Source organism: Thermococcus argininiproducens (genome assembly GCF_023746595.1).
Taxonomy (GTDB): Archaea; Methanobacteriota_B; Thermococci; order Thermococcales; family Thermococcaceae; genus Thermococcus_A; species Thermococcus_A argininiproducens.
On sequence record NZ_CP080572.1, the window covers coordinates 1,148,738 to 1,162,722 of the forward strand.

Annotated in this window: 13 protein-coding genes; 7 read left to right on the forward strand and 6 right to left on the reverse strand. The window is 39.0% G+C overall.

Translation table 11 applies throughout. The annotated features are described in order from the left end of the window. Positions 1–11: 11 nt before the first annotated feature. Entirely contained in the window at positions 12–641 is a 630-nt protein-coding gene (locus K1720_RS06145) for a hypothetical protein (protein WP_251947654.1), read from the forward strand. Positions 642–696: 55 nt separating this feature from the next. Further along, entirely contained in the window at positions 697–1,353 is a 657-nt protein-coding gene (locus K1720_RS06150; protein WP_251947657.1) for a hypothetical protein, read from the forward strand. Between the two features lie 8 nt (positions 1,354–1,361). On the opposite strand, the gene hmgA is transcribed toward K1720_RS06150, so the two are convergent. The 3 genes from hmgA to K1720_RS06165 all read right to left on the reverse strand — a co-directional run bounded on the left by hmgA (position 1,362) and on the right by K1720_RS06165 (position 3,732). Then, positions 1,362–2,585, reverse strand: a complete 1,224-nt coding sequence (gene hmgA / locus K1720_RS06155) for a hydroxymethylglutaryl-CoA reductase (NADPH) (RefSeq protein ID WP_251947659.1) — start codon at positions 2,583–2,585, stop codon at positions 1,362–1,364. A 26-nt stretch (positions 2,586–2,611) separates the two neighbouring features. Continuing rightward, positions 2,612–3,370 carry a MinD/ParA family ATP-binding protein gene (locus K1720_RS06160; RefSeq protein ID WP_251947661.1) on the reverse strand — a complete coding sequence of 253 codons (759 nt, stop codon included), beginning with the start codon at positions 3,368–3,370 and terminating at the stop codon, positions 2,612–2,614. 125 nt (positions 3,371–3,495) lie between these two features. Further along, entirely contained in the window at positions 3,496–3,732 is a 237-nt protein-coding gene (locus tag K1720_RS06165) for a TRAM domain-containing RNA chaperone (protein ID WP_251947679.1), read from the reverse strand. Between the two features lie 231 nt (positions 3,733–3,963). Here K1720_RS06165 and tdh point away from each other — a divergent pair, with 231 nt between their 5' ends. From tdh to truA, 4 genes are all read left to right on the forward strand, one after another. After that, positions 3,964–5,016: an L-threonine 3-dehydrogenase gene (tdh, locus tag K1720_RS06170; protein ID WP_251947682.1), complete on the forward strand. Its 1,053-nt coding sequence runs from the start codon at positions 3,964–3,966 to the stop codon at positions 5,014–5,016. An 80-nt stretch (positions 5,017–5,096) separates the two neighbouring features. Further along, positions 5,097–6,608, forward strand: coding sequence for a phenylalanine--tRNA ligase subunit alpha (pheS, locus tag K1720_RS06175; RefSeq protein ID WP_251947685.1), 1,512 nt, complete (start codon positions 5,097–5,099; stop codon positions 6,606–6,608). Positions 6,609–6,614: 6 nt separating this feature from the next. Further along, complete coding sequence (pheT, locus tag K1720_RS06180; RefSeq protein WP_251947688.1) at positions 6,615–8,297, forward strand: phenylalanine--tRNA ligase subunit beta; 1,683 nt, start codon at positions 6,615–6,617, stop codon at positions 8,295–8,297. Positions 8,298–8,605: 308 nt separating this feature from the next. Further along, positions 8,606–9,406, forward strand: a complete 801-nt coding sequence (gene truA / locus K1720_RS06185; protein WP_251947690.1) for a tRNA pseudouridine(38-40) synthase TruA — start codon at positions 8,606–8,608, stop codon at positions 9,404–9,406. Here the strand turns inward: truA and K1720_RS06190 are convergent. Beyond that, positions 9,393–10,757 (reverse strand): DEAD/DEAH box helicase, encoded by a 1,365-nt coding sequence (locus tag K1720_RS06190; RefSeq protein WP_251947693.1) that lies wholly within the window; start codon positions 10,755–10,757, stop codon positions 9,393–9,395. The genes truA and K1720_RS06190 overlap by 14 nt on opposite strands. A 147-nt stretch (positions 10,758–10,904) precedes the next feature. Here K1720_RS06190 and K1720_RS06195 point away from each other — a divergent pair, with 147 nt between their 5' ends. Then, entirely contained in the window at positions 10,905–12,170 is a 1,266-nt protein-coding gene (locus K1720_RS06195; protein ID WP_251947696.1) for a UbiD family decarboxylase, read from the forward strand. A 10-nt stretch (positions 12,171–12,180) separates the two neighbouring features. Here K1720_RS06195 and proC read toward each other — a convergent pair whose 3' ends face one another. Further along, positions 12,181–12,963: a pyrroline-5-carboxylate reductase gene (proC, locus tag K1720_RS06200; RefSeq protein ID WP_251947699.1), complete on the reverse strand. Its 783-nt coding sequence runs from the start codon at positions 12,961–12,963 to the stop codon at positions 12,181–12,183. 255 nt (positions 12,964–13,218) lie between these two features. Then, entirely contained in the window at positions 13,219–13,959 is a 741-nt protein-coding gene (locus K1720_RS06205; RefSeq protein ID WP_251947701.1) for an HAD family hydrolase, read from the reverse strand. Positions 13,960–13,985: the final 26 nt, after the last annotated feature.

A 13,985-nucleotide genomic window follows, 5' to 3' on the forward strand; every position in this document is an offset into this window, starting at 1 on the left:
ACTAATTGGGAATGCTTATGCCGTTTACGCCAGGCCCGATTATAATTCCTAGAAGATCCAGAAGAAAAGAGCCTCAGAAAAGAAAAGAAGTTAGAAAGCCTAAGAAAGAAAAGAAGATAGTATACGTGCTTATTAAAGTAAAGCAAGATCAACTTATAAGCGAAAAGGCCAGAGAACTTGAGGAGCTCTTTAAAGGAAAGACATTTAATAGAGTGGTAAATCCTGATGAATATACCCTACTAATGAATGCCAAGAATCTCTTTGCAAAGTCATATAAGCTTTATGTGGTTGAGCTCACTGATGAGATGAACCGATGGTTTTATTTCGTTCCAAGTGAAGAGAGGATTAGCTTCAAGAATAAGGATAAGTTTCTAGTCCTGCAGGTTAAAAAGGAGGAAGCTCTGGAAGAAATCTTTAGGAAAATGGTTGAGGGTAAACTTGCTAAAAGAAGCACCTTTGAGGTGGTCTTAAGTGCAATTCAAGTGGGTCTTGGGCTTCTAAGTTTTATAGCTGGGTATTTGGCATTTGAGAATGTTATTGACATTTCTCAACTCAGCAACATTATAACTTTTGCTATCTTCTTCATTGTGGCTCTTCAGAGTATTAAAAAAGGCTACAAACGGAGGGCTTGGGAAGATTAATTTTATCTCAAATCTAGACATAATATTTTTAAACTTCAAAAAGTAACTTAGCAACATGTGGGATTTATTTCGTAGGTATTTTTCTGGATACTTCAGTGCAAAATCAAAAGACATTAAGAGATGTATTTATATAAAGATTAAAGGTGAATCAATTGCTAATCTCTCAAAGGATCTTGAAGGATATCTCTCTTCAAAAAATATTCGGCCTTTGCGATTTGTTGAGCCGGAATGTTATATCGTAACAGAACTTGGTAACTATCTCTATGGGTCAGACCCTGTGATTCAGGTGATTGAACTCGAAGGAGAGCTGAGTCGTATGCTATACTTATTTTCTGGAAAGGAAGAATTGGATTTTAAGCTAGAGAACAGTAAAATTACTAAATTCATTTTTGAAATAATGAAAGAAGAAGGCTTGGCATACTTGCTCAAACTAATATGTCAGAGAAAGATAGGTGTGAAAAGACATGAACATCGTTCGGGAATAACCTTTTTGTTTTCGTTAATTATTGGGCTGATTTCTTCGTGGTTTTTCAAGGCGGATGAGTATTTAGATTATCTTCTTTTGACTTTAGCAATTACTACGTTTGTGGTCTTGGTAACTCTAGTTATAGATTATCCCTTTTCGCTTTTAAAGTTCAGGGGAATCCGTGTTGTGGAAGACTCAGAGATAACGAAAGTATTGAGAGATAAAATTAAGAAAATAAAACGATGAGTTAACTCTTAACGTCCGAGCTCTTTGTGGGCTTTAGCTAAATGTTTCGCAGCTATTGCTGCTAAAAGTGAAAGTTCTCCAGCCAAAACAGCTCCAGCTATGATCTCTGCAAATTTTTTGGCATTCGTTCCTGGGGGTTCACCACCACCTGCGACTCCCATTATAGTCAGGGCTTCTCGTTGTGTTGGTACTCTGGTTCCTCCACCTACGGTTCCGATCTCGAGGCTAGGCATTGTTATACTGATGTATAAGTCTCCCTTTGGAGTAACTTCGGCCAGAGTTATTCCATGTGAACCTTCAGTTATTTGTGCTTCGTCTTGACCAGTTGCAAGGAAAATTGCTCCCACAATGTTTCCAAAGTGAGCGTTAAATCCGTAGCTCCCTGCTTGTGCGGATCCCACAAGGTTTTTACGATAGTTTACCTCTGCTATAAGTTCGGGGGTTGTCTTAAGTTTTTTCTCTACAATTTCACGCGGTATTATGGCCTCAGCAATCACGCTTTTTCCTCTGCCATTAATGAAATTCATCGCATTAGGCTTTTTGTCAACACACACATTACCTGAAAGGGCCAGATATTTAACTTCTGGAAATCTGCTTTCAATTACTTTCATGAGCTCTTCACTTGCTATTGTCACCATATTCATTCCCATAGCATCGCCAGTTTCAAATTCAAAACGAAGATAGAGATTGTTACCAACTATATATGGTTTAATATTCCTAAGCTTTCCATGTCTAGTAACTTTGCTTACGGCCTCTTCTTGAAGGTACTCAATGTTTCCTTTGACCCACTCTGCAACTTCCCTTGCTTTTCTGGCATCGGGACACTTGAGAAGAGGTGCACGTGTCATTTTGTCACCAATTATAGTGGTTTTGACACCACCTGCAGCTGTTAGAGTTGAACACCCCCTGTTCACAGAGGCTACCAATGCACCCTCAGTTGTGGCAAGAGGGATGTAGAAGTCTCCTTTGGCATACTCTCCATTTATCTTGAGAGGTCCTGCTACGCCCATAGGAATTTGAACGACTCCAATCATGTTTTCAATATTTTTGCTGATGACTTGGTTTGGATCTATAGAGTAGTGGCCAATGTTGTCTAATGTTATCCCAAGTTTTCTTTCAAGTGCCTTTCTTCTTATCTCTGTGGCAAGACGCTTGTCATTTGTATGTTTTTCCACTTGGTGTAATTTAATTTCTCCCTTAGCAACTTTCTCAATGAGTTCTTCAATGTTCATAGTATAACCCCCAAAAAGAGATTTTTTCAACTCTTTTTAACCTTTTTAAATATCCATTCTTCAAGTATTTCTCCGGCTTCATAAAATGCTATTGCAGCATCACTACGGGGTTTATATCCAAGAATTGGAATTCCTACGTTAATAGATTCTGGCACGCTCTCGTCAAAGGGAATGATACCTATAACAGGTAAACCAACATTCTGATCAATCTCATCTACTATATGCTCGATCACATCTTCTGACTCTCTAACTTTGTTTAGAATAACTCCAATCTTTAATCCATACTCTTCTCCAATTACCCTGAGTTTATTAATCTCGTTCTCAACCATAGTTTCAAAAGAATAAATTGGAGATCTCTCAATTTCAACGACTATTATTTGATAGTCTGCAACTTCAAAAGTTGGTAATGTATCGAAAGGTATTCCAGTGGGGGAATCAACAAACACTAGAGGGAACTTATATTTCATTAGCTCCACGACGTCCCTTAATCGTTTAGGGGAAATTCCTACGACATCTTGGAGTCTGGTACTTCCTGGTATCACATTCACCGCAGTTTTTGCATGCTTATATATTGCCCATTCTGGTTCTACATCAGGGTTTTTGAGAATAGAGTGGAGTGTGTAACTGACATTTTCTAAAGCAAAGTGAAATCCAAGATTGGGTAAGAAAAGGTCACCATCTATTGCAAGAGTTCTATATTCTTGTTGGGCGAAATATACACTTAAATTTGCAGTAGTAGTGGTTTTACCGGCTCCTCCTCTCCCAGTGACGATTATAACTGGCATTACTCACACTCCCATTATAATAAATTTTGATAAAGTCAAACTTGTCCAGACCTAGTACTCACATTACCCATCTATGTAAAGTAGGAAATATAAGATTTTCCATGAAATAAGAATAAAAAGGGAAGTTAGCCTATGAGTTCTCCAAAAGCAAATTTTCTTTTTACACTGTTAATGACAATCTCAACTTCATCCCCAACTTTTGTGTTTGGGACGAATACTACAAACCCCTTAATCCTAGCTATACCATCTCCACTTTTTCCAAGGGCTTCAATTTTCACTTTGTATCTTTCCCCAACTTTTACAGGAGGGAGTCTTGAAGTTCTTTTATCTCTTCCTTTCTTTTCAAACTTTCTATCATCCAATTCAGACACCACCAAGTAAGTATCTGCAATCTTATGGTGATAGTAAATGTATTTAAGATTTTTGGTAATGGATGTGTTTTATTCAAACTTTTCGTCGCTTAGGTCTTTCTTTCACATACTAGCAAAGAAATCAAGCTTGCTTTTTAGGGGTTACATATTTTATAGAGCAAAAAGATTTATATCAGCGAAAACAGAGATAGTAATGTTAAAAGATTCATGGAGATGATACCTATGAACGAGAAAATGATCGCAATAATGAAAAGTAAACCTGACTATGGCGCAGAACTCGTTGAAGTTGATGTTCCAAGGCCAAAGGAAGGAGAAGTTCTCATTAAAGTTCTTGCTACAAGTATTTGCGGCACTGACTTACATATTTACGAATGGAACGAATGGGCCCAGAGCAGAATAAAGCCTCCTCAAATAATGGGTCATGAAGTAGCTGGGGAAGTAGTGGAGGTAGGACCGGGAGTGGATAATATTCAAATAGGGGATTATATCTCAGCAGAGACGCATATAGTTTGTGGGGAATGTTACCAGTGTAAAACTGGCAACTATCATGTGTGTCAGAACACGAAGATATTTGGTGTAGATAGTGATGGTGTTTTCGCTGAATATGCAATAGTACCTGCTCAAAATGCGTGGAAAAACCCTAAAGAGATTCCTCCGGAATATGCAACCCTTCAAGAACCGCTTGGAAATGCAGTTGACACAGTTTTAGCGGGACCTATTGCAAGTAAAACTGTTCTTATCACTGGGGCGGGTCCATTGGGTCTTCTAGGTATCACTGTTGCTAAGGCAAGCGGTGCTTCTCTTGTTATTGTAAGTGAGCCGAGTGATTTTAGAAGAGATCTTGCAAAAAAAGTTGGGGCTGATGTTGTCATAAATCCAATGGAAGAAGATGTGGTTAAGGAAGTAAAGGATTTGACTGATGGCAATGGTGTAGATGTTTTCCTTGAATTCAGTGGTGCTCCTAAGGCCCTTGAACAGGGTTTGCAAGCGGTGACTCCAGCAGGAAGGGTTAGTCTTTTAGGATTGTTCCCTAGGGAAGTAACTTTTGATATAAACAACTTAATTATCTTCAAGTCTTTAGAGGTGCATGGAATAACCGGAAGGCACTTATGGCAAACTTGGTACACTGTCTCAAATCTTCTAAAGAGTGGAAAGCTTAACTTAGATCCGATCATCACTCATAAGTACAACGGGTTAGACAAGTTTGAAGAAGCCTTTGAGCTCATGCGTGCTGGAAAAACAGGCAAGGTTGTCTTCTTCCCACACAAGCATTAGTTTCCTCTGTATTCTTTTGTTCATTTTTCCCACCGCAATTTTTAAGTAACTCTTGTGAGAGTTCTCTCGGGGGGTTGATAATGGAACTAAGCTATCAAGAAAAGTTGACTCTCATCAAGCTCAAGGATTTAAAAAAAGTGAAATTTGAAGACCTTGTTAAAGAGACCAACCTTGATCAAGTAGCAGTCATGAGGGCTATCCTATGGCTTCAAAGTAAGGGACTCGCACGACTACATGAAAGGCAGAAAAAAATTGTGAGGATCACAGAATTAGGAAGGAAATATGGCCAAATTGGGCTTCCAGAAAAAAGAGCTTTAAAACTCCTTGTGGAGAGAGGAAAGATAACTTTGGATGATCTCAAAGATGTGCTTAGTGAAGATGAACTCAGACCAATAATTGGGATTCTTAGGAAAGAAGGATGGGCTAATATTAAGAAGGAAGAGGGAGCTCTTGTTTTAGAGGCAACGGATAAGGCAAAAGAAGCTCTTTCTAAGGAGAGGCCTATTGATGTTGTCCTTAAACTTCTTGTAGAGAAGGGTGAAGTGGAGGCAAGAAATATTGAACGGATAATCCCTCTGAAAGATGTGAAAAGCAGAAAAATTGGAGAAGAAGATATAAAGTCAGAAAGAGAAGTAGAGATAACGGAAGAGGGATTAAAACTCGTGGAAATGGGGCTTGAATTAAAGAAAGAAGTTTCAATCCTAACTCCGGAGCTTATAAAGAGTGGAGAATGGAGAAATGTTGAATTTAAACGTTTTAACATACAAGCTCCTGTTAAAAGGGTCTATCCAGGTAAGAAGCAACCATATAGGGCGTTTTTGGATAAGATAAGAAGAAAACTCATAGAAATGGGATTCATCGAGATGAGTGCAGAGAGTTTAATTGAGACTCAATTCTGGAACTTTGATGCTCTGTTCCAACCTCAGAACCATCCAGCTAGAGATTGGACAGATACTTATCAGCTTAAGTATCCCAAGCATGGATACCTCCCAAGTGAAGAACTTGTAGAGAGAGTAAAAGCCTCCCATGAGTATGGATGGACTACCGGTTCAAGAGGCTGGGGCTATAAGTGGGATCCAAGAACTGCTATGTTGTTAATGCCAAGAGCCCATGCAACTGCTTTAAGTGCAAGACAACTTGGTAAAGGTGTTCAAATACCTGGTAAGTATTTTGCCATTCAAAGAGTTTTCAGACCTGATGTTTTGGATAGGACTCACCTTATAGAGTTTAACCAAGTGGATGGATTCGTGGTAGGAGAAGACTTAACATTCAAACACCTTCTTGGAATACTGAAGCGGTTTGCCGTTGAAATAGCTGGAGCAAAGAAAGTAAAGTTCCTTCCTGATTATTACCCATTCACAGAACCTAGTGTTCAGATGAGTGCATATCATGAGGAACTTGGATGGGTAGAGTTTGGAGGAGCAGGAATATTTAGAGAGGAAATGACAAAGCCACTAGGAATTGATGCTCCAGTTATAGCTTGGGGAATTGGAATTGATAGACTGGCCATGTTTAAACTTGGAATAGATGATATACGGTACCTCTTTAGTTATGACCTAAAATGGTTGAGAGAAGCTAAATTAGTGTGGTGATGGAGGATGCCAAAGTTCGATGTTGCTAAGCATGACTTGGAGAGGCTGGTAGGAAAGGAGTTCACAGTTGAAGAATGGGAAGATCTTTTCCTCTATGCTAAATGCGAACTTGATGATCTCTGGGAGCATGAAGGTAAAATATACTTTAAAGCTGATGCTAAGGATACCAATAGGCCCGACTTGTGGAGTGCTGAGGGTATAGCTAGACAAGTGCGTTGGGCCCTAGGAATGACAAAGGGCCTACCACGCTACGAAATTGAGAAAAGTGACGTGGTAGTTTACGTTGACGAGAAACTTAAGGACATAAGACCATATGGAGTTTATGCTATAGTTGAGGGCCTTAAGTTAGATGAAGAAGCGTTGAAGCAGATTATCCAGTTGCAAGAGAAAGTTGCACTGACACTTGGCAGAAGAAGAAAGGAAGTTGCCATAGGAACATTTGACTTTGATAAACTTGAGCCTCCTTTCTATTATAAAGCATTAGAGCCTGAGAAAATAAAATTCATTCCCTTAAATAGTGAAGGAGAAATGACGGCAGATGAGATATTAGAAAAGCATGAAAAAGGAAAAGAATACGGTCACCTAATTAAGGGAAAACCCTACTATCCGTTACTTGTTGATAGTGGAGGAAATGTTCTTTCCATGCCTCCTGTTATAAATTCTGAGACTCATGGAAAGGTTACGGAGAATACTAGAAACATTTTCATAGATATTACTGGTTGGCACCTTGAGAAGATAATGCTTGCTCTAAATGTTATAGTAACTGCCTTAGCAGAGAGAGGAGGAAAAATAAAGAGTGTTAAGGTTGTTTACAAAGATTTTGAAGTAGAGAGCCCCGATTTAACTCCAAAAGAATTCGAGGTTGAGTTGGATTATATTAAAAAGCTTACTGGTGTTGAACTTAGTGATGAAGAGGTAAAAGACCTTCTTGAAAGGATGTTTTACGAAGTTGAGCTTGTTAATGGTAAAGCAAAATTGAAATACCCTGCTTTTAGGAACGATATAATGCATCCAAGGGACGTCTTGGAGGACGTGCTTATAGCTTATGGGTATAATAATATTGAACCTGAAGAGCCTAAGTTAGCAGTTCAGGGGAAAGGAGATGATTTTATTGACTTTGAAAATGCAGTGAGGGACCTTATGGTGGGCTTTGGACTTCAGGAGGTCATGACTTTTAACTTAACAAATAGAGAGGCACAGTTTGGCAAAATGAATATCCCTGAGGAGGACATAGTCGAGATAGAGAACCCCATAAGTCAGAAGTGGAGTGCCCTTAGAAGGTGGCTTTTACCAAGTTTGATGGAGTTCCTGGGCCAGAATACGCATGAAGAATATCCTCAAAAAATCTTTGAGGTTGGAAAGGTCACTTTGATTGATGAGAACAGGGAAACTAAGACAGTGAGTGAAAGCAAACTTGGTGTAGCTATAGCACATCCGAAAGTTACTTTTACTGAAGCCAAGGAGGTTCTTGATAGTTTGATGCATCACTTGGGGGTAAAATATGAACTTAAAGAAATAGAATATGGCTCATTTATTCCTGGTAGGGCCGGAGAAATAATAGTGGAAGGAAAGAGCATTGGTATAATCGGTGAGGTTCACCCACAAGTCTTGGAAAACTGGGGAATAGAGATGCCAGTAGCCGCTTTTGAAGTATTTCTAAGGCCATTCTATAGAGGAAGTTTTCTTTGATCTTTCTTTTTGTCTTTTAATATGGAATTCAAAAAGGGGAACTCTTTTGTAGAAATTTCTTTGCGAATGTAAACATGATATCAAAGTTAATTAGGGACTCTTGAATCTCAATATCCAGTTCAATGGTCATTTTTTACACCCCCGAATTTTCTAAGAAAAAGAGGTTTTAGCTTTTGTCCTTCGTTTGTTGTCAAATTTTCAAAAATGATGAACTATAAGATACATCAACTGGACATATTGACCTTGCTATTTGTAAACTACACTTTATCCCAATAATCCTTTTATATTCTCCTAATCATCTATCCAATATGAGAATAGCGTTAAAGATAGCCTACGATGGCACTGGGTTTTATGGGTTTCAACGACAGCCTGGGCTTCGAACAGTTGAGGGAGAAGTGATCAGGGTACTAAAAAAGCTCGGGATAATTGAGGATATTCGAGAAGCCAATTTCAAGGGGGCCTCTCGCACGGATAGGGGAGTTTCGGCATTTGGTAATGTAATTGCGTTTGATACAAATAGACCGGATCTTACTGAACCAAGGATTTTAAATCACTATCTTAATGATGTATGGGTTTTGGGGAATGCAAGTGTCCCTGAGGATTTCCATCCAAGATTTTGGGCCATGGGTAAGGTTTACCGCTACTATCTTTTTAATGAAGGAATTGATTTAGTAAAACTTAAATCGTGTGCTGAGCTCTTTATTGGAGAACATGATTTCTCAAATTTTGCTCGTCTTGAAGAGTTTAAAAATCCTGTACGGGTTATACGGAGAATTGATGTGATTCCCAGAGGGAGGATAATCATGATAGAAGTTGAAGGAGAGAGTTTTCTTTGGGAGATGGTGAGAAGAATAGTCACTGCTCTTAAATTCTGTGGAATGGGAATTTTTTCGGAAGAAGAGATAAGTTTTATGTTAAAAGAAAAAGTGGATAAAAAACTCCCTCCAGCCCCTCCGGAAAATCTTGTCTTATGGCAAATCAAGTATGAAAATATAGAGTTTAAGAAAGATAGTTATGCAATTGAAAAAGTTAAAAGAGAATTTTTTGAAAGGTTTAGGATGCACCTAACAAGAGCGGCAATCTTTGAGGACTGGATTACTTCTTTATAATCTTTTCGAGTTCTTTGTCGTAGTATTTTCCATAATACTGCTTCAGGGCTTTTTGTCTCTCTATGAAGTGAGTAAAGAGCAGAGGGTCTTCATCTTTTATATCTACTATAATTGCATTACTGCCTCCTTTGGGCCTCAAGGCTCTTCCTATCGTCTGGATTGTCATAATATCGCTTTTTCCTCCACCTGCAAGGATTATAGCCGAAATTTCTGGAATGTCCACACCTTCCTTTAATAATGTAGATATAAGTACATTAATTTCTCCATTTCTAAACTTTTCAAAAATTTCCCATCTGTTTGGAGTTTGGGAGCTTAGAAATTCTGCATTTATACCTTTCTTTTTGAGCATTTCTATCAGTATTTTGCCATGTTCTATTCGTTTTACGTCGATTAGTACTCTGTGTCCTTGCTTTGCAAGCTTATATGCAGTTTTCACTATTGCCTTGTTTCTTTCTTCATTTTCCATTATTATCTCTTCATAGAGCTCTTTGTATCGTTCTGCCAGAGGGGGCATTGAAGATTCGTATCCTATTATCATGAATCTCGGCTTTGCCAAAAACTTTTCTTTAATTAGATCTTCGGCCTTTATTTCATAAATAATCGGTCCAATGGCCCCTTCTATCTTCAGTTCCTCACCCTTAATCCTTCTCCAGGGGGTTGCAGATAATCCGAATCTAAATTTTTGGGGAAGGCTAATTCCAAGCTCATAGAACTTTTCAGCGGCCGAAGTCCTGTGGCATTCGTCAAACATTAGAATTGCATACTGTTTTTTGAGTTTGTTCACTCCTCTTGAAAGCAGAGTTTGTATCATAGCTACAGTTACAGGTTTCTCATCCCAGTTATTATCTCCCACGAGTCCTGGTTCTATTCCCAAAACTTCTCTAATATTATCGGCCCATTGGTAAAGAAGTTCTTTTGTGTGTACCACTACCAAAGTTGATAAGTTAAGTTCATAAATAAGTCTAAGTCCTATTATGGTTTTTCCACTTCCCACAGGAAGGGCTAAAACTCCCATGCTTGTTCTTAAAGCTTTTTTAACCGCCCTTTGTTGATATCTTCTAAGTTGATATTTGTCGTTCCAAGTTCCGTTTATCTCGACACCTGTAATTTCTCGTTCATCAATAATTCTGACTCTATATCCTTTAGAATTAAGAAGGGCCTTTACTCTTGGAATTAGCCCCACCGGAAAGGACTTTGCGTGGGGATTATAAAGACTTTCAGGTTTTTCCCATTTACCGAAACTTTTTCTATATGTTAATTCCTCATATATCATAAAGTATACTTTGGGATCTGCTTTCTCCACATATGCCAATGCAGACTTATCCGGAATTCTTAATGTTACTACCCTCATAGCAACTCAAATAGGACTTTTGGGAATTCTCCTTTATAGGTTTTTCTCTATCTTTCTGAAAAATATTCAATAGAAATATATGAAATAAATGAAATGTTCCAAAAAGTTTATCATAAGCTCAGAGTAATTTTGAAAAGGTGATAGCAGATGCTCAGAGAGATACTTACTCAATTTCAAGATGAAACGATAGTTATTGATAAACCAATTAATAAGAAATTTGAAATAACCAAATATCTCCTTCAGCACAAAGATCAGCCGATTCTTTTTAGGAATGTGGATGGATGGGAAGTTATGGGGAATCTTTGGAGTACTAGAGAAAGAATATCTAAATATCTGGGGATAAAGAGGTCAGAACTTCTTCATTTTATGATGAAGGCAATGGATACTCCCAGGCCTTATAAAGAGGTTAGTGAAGCAGAGTTCTTTAAGAATTCCACAAAAGACTTCTCACTTAAAGACCTCCCTGTGCCTCATTATTTCCCAAAAGATGGTGGTCAGTACTTTACTTCGGCTATCTATATAGCTAAGGATGGGGATTTTGTAAACCTCTCGTATCACAGGACAATGGTAAGAGATGAGAAAACTGCCACGGTAAGACTCGTTCCAAGACATCTTTATGCGATGTGGAAAGAAAAAGCGGAGCATGGCGAGGAGCTTGATGTAAGGATAATTGTCGGTAATCCTATCCATATATTACTCGCTGCAGCTACAAGTCCACAATATGGAGTTAGCGAGTTAAACATAGCATCAGCGATGAGAGAAATGGCCTTCGGGAAACCTTTGGAAGTTGTGGAGGTGAAGGGGATCCCTGTCCCGGTAGAGAGTGAATTTGTCTTTGAGGCAAAAATTCTTCCTGAACTTGACAAGGAGGGCCCCTTTGTCGATATAACTGGGACATATGATATAGTTAGAGAACAACCAGTAGTAGTATTTGAGAAAATGTATCATGTTGAAAAGCCGATTTTTCATGCTTTGTTTTCAAGTGGATATGAACATTACATGCTTATGGGTCTTCCTAAGGAGCCTCAGATATACAAAACTGTCAAGCAAGTAGTTCCAAAGGTTCATGGAGTAAGACTCACAGAGGGAGGAGCAATGTGGCTCCACGCAGTTGTAAGCATCACAAAGCAGCACGATGGCGATGGGAAAAATGCTATTTTGGCTGCGTTCTCTGGCCACCCAAGTCTAAAACATGTGGTGGTTGTGGACGAAGATATTGATATTTACGATGACAGAGACATAGAGTGGGCAATAGCTACTCGCTTCCAAGCGGATAGAGACCTCGTTGTAATCCCCAACGCTCGCGGTTCTTCCCTCGATCCCTCGGGAGAGAGGGGCTTTACTGCGAAGTGGGGCATTGATGCTACAAAGCCTTTGGATAGAAAGGAAGAGTTTGAGAGGGCAAAAATATAACTTCCTCTCTTTATTTAATCTCAAGCGACAGAATCTTTGACTTCTTCGTCGCTGCGTCCACGGCTTTCATTATTGCTGTCCTAAACCTACTATCTTCAAGCTCAAAGATGCCATCTATCGTAGTTCCTCCCGGAGTTATCACCATGTCCCTTATCTGGGCTGGGTGGAGGTTGGTTTCAAGCAAAAGCTTTGCTGTACCTAAGAGTGTTTGAGCAGCCGCTAAAAGTGCAGTATCTCTTGGAAGGCCCACTTTTAGTCCCCCATATATCAACGATTCAAGGAACACTGAGACATAGGCTGGTCCAGAACCACTTAATCCGGTTATAGCATCCATATACTCTTCGTCAACTCTAACACACCTACCAAAAGCCCTAAATATTTTCTCAACAAGTTCAATTTCCTTCCTATCTAAATCATCAGCTGTATACGCGGTAAAAGACTCTTTCACAAGAACCGCTATATTTGGCATTGCTCTCACAAGTTTTGCAGCTGTCAACCTCTTAAGGAAGTTCAGCGAGAGACCCGCAGCAAATGAAATGAGAATTTTCCCTTCAACAGCAGGATTTATCTCTTCGAGGACTTTTCTGACTTTGTTTGGCTTTACTGCGAGAATAATTACATCTGCTTTTTCAGCAGCGACTTTATTATCATTCGAGACATCAACCCCGTAATTCTCAAGCCACTCCACCTTTTCGACCTTCCTCCTTGTTGCCACCACCCCATACCCCTCTTCAGCCAGGGCTTTTGCAACGGCGCTCCCTATAGTTCCAGCTCCTATCACAGCTATCCTCATAACTCACCACCTGGTGTCAGCTTAGTGGTGGCATTTTGCCGTAACTTATAATATTTTTCAAAATGCTTTTGAATTTTTGACAATATTATAGAAATGTCTGTACAACATCTTGATAAAGTGCCAATTCTTTAAAACTATCAAATATTGCAATTAAAAATCTGCCTTCTCTGTTCTAAAGGGTGAGGATTTCAGATAGTAAAAATGAAAGATATTTATGCAAAAACATCAATGAGCTGCAGCTATTGTCAAAACACTTTACATACGCTTCCCTAGTAGCTCTTCTATAGCCTTATTCACGTCTTTAACATCCCTGCCAATCATCATAAACTCAAAATTCTCTCCGTATTCCTTTTTGTAATTTTCCACCAAAAGGCTGTCGTTTATAGTATCACCTATGTAAACTCCGTTTTCTCCTCTAACCAGATGCCAAAGGGCTTTTGGATCTGGTTTAATATAAAGCTCTCTTGTAACTGCACTTTCAAAATGAAAGCCAATGAGTTCTTCGGCTAATTTAAGCTCAAGTCTGTTCCTTCCAGTTATAACAGCAAGCTTAAACTTTTCACTTGCTCTTTCTAGGAGCTCTCTCTTGACTATCGGTTTCTCTTTCTTCCATAGGCCATCAAAATCAAAAGCTCTCTCTTTATAGTATTCACCCAGGTAAAAGGTGTTGAAAATTCTTTCAATTTCATCCGGCTCAACAATAGTCCCAAACCTTTTCCTGACCCATTTTATTCCTTCTCCTTCAGGAAAACACTCAACGAACTCTTCTACATTACCATTTAGGGCAAATCCTATTAAAGCTTCACTGACTTTAAAATCGTCTCCAAATGCCCCTTTTCTCCTCAGCTTCCTTATAATTTCTACGTCAATCTCTTTTTCTCTGCCGAGCTCCTTTAGGAAGTATTCCACTGTGAACTTTGTTGCTAAGTCGTAGCTCTCGCTCACGTCAATTAAAACACCGTCAACATCAAAGATTAGCCATTTTAGCTCCTTCATTAGTTAACCCCCTGAATTATAGCTCA

What these genes read in the sequence shown, in the direction of transcription:
- K1720_RS06160 (WP_251947661.1), bottom strand. Translation starts at nt 3,370, where the DNA reads ATGCCAGTTATAATCGTCACTGGGAGAGGAGGAGCCGGTAAAACCACT.
- K1720_RS06150 (WP_251947657.1), top strand. Translation starts at nt 697, where the DNA reads ATGTGGGATTTATTTCGTAGGTATTTTTCTGGATACTTCAGTGCAAAA.
- K1720_RS06145 (WP_251947654.1), top strand. Translation starts at nt 12, where the DNA reads ATGCTTATGCCGTTTACGCCAGGCCCGATTATAATTCCTAGAAGATCC.
- K1720_RS06190 (WP_251947693.1), bottom strand. Translation starts at nt 10,757, where the DNA reads ATGAGGGTAGTAACATTAAGAATTCCGGATAAGTCTGCATTGGCATAT.
- pheS (WP_251947685.1), top strand. Translation starts at nt 5,097, where the DNA reads ATGGAACTAAGCTATCAAGAAAAGTTGACTCTCATCAAGCTCAAGGAT.
- K1720_RS06195 (WP_251947696.1), top strand. Translation starts at nt 10,905, where the DNA reads ATGCTCAGAGAGATACTTACTCAATTTCAAGATGAAACGATAGTTATT.
- pheT (WP_251947688.1), top strand. Translation starts at nt 6,615, where the DNA reads ATGCCAAAGTTCGATGTTGCTAAGCATGACTTGGAGAGGCTGGTAGGA.
- proC (WP_251947699.1), bottom strand. Translation starts at nt 12,963, where the DNA reads ATGAGGATAGCTGTGATAGGAGCTGGAACTATAGGGAGCGCCGTTGCA.
- hmgA (WP_251947659.1), bottom strand. Translation starts at nt 2,585, where the DNA reads ATGAACATTGAAGAACTCATTGAGAAAGTTGCTAAGGGAGAAATTAAA.
- K1720_RS06205 (WP_251947701.1), bottom strand. Translation starts at nt 13,959, where the DNA reads ATGAAGGAGCTAAAATGGCTAATCTTTGATGTTGACGGTGTTTTAATT.
- truA (WP_251947690.1), top strand. Translation starts at nt 8,606, where the DNA reads ATGAGAATAGCGTTAAAGATAGCCTACGATGGCACTGGGTTTTATGGG.
- tdh (WP_251947682.1), top strand. Translation starts at nt 3,964, where the DNA reads ATGAACGAGAAAATGATCGCAATAATGAAAAGTAAACCTGACTATGGC.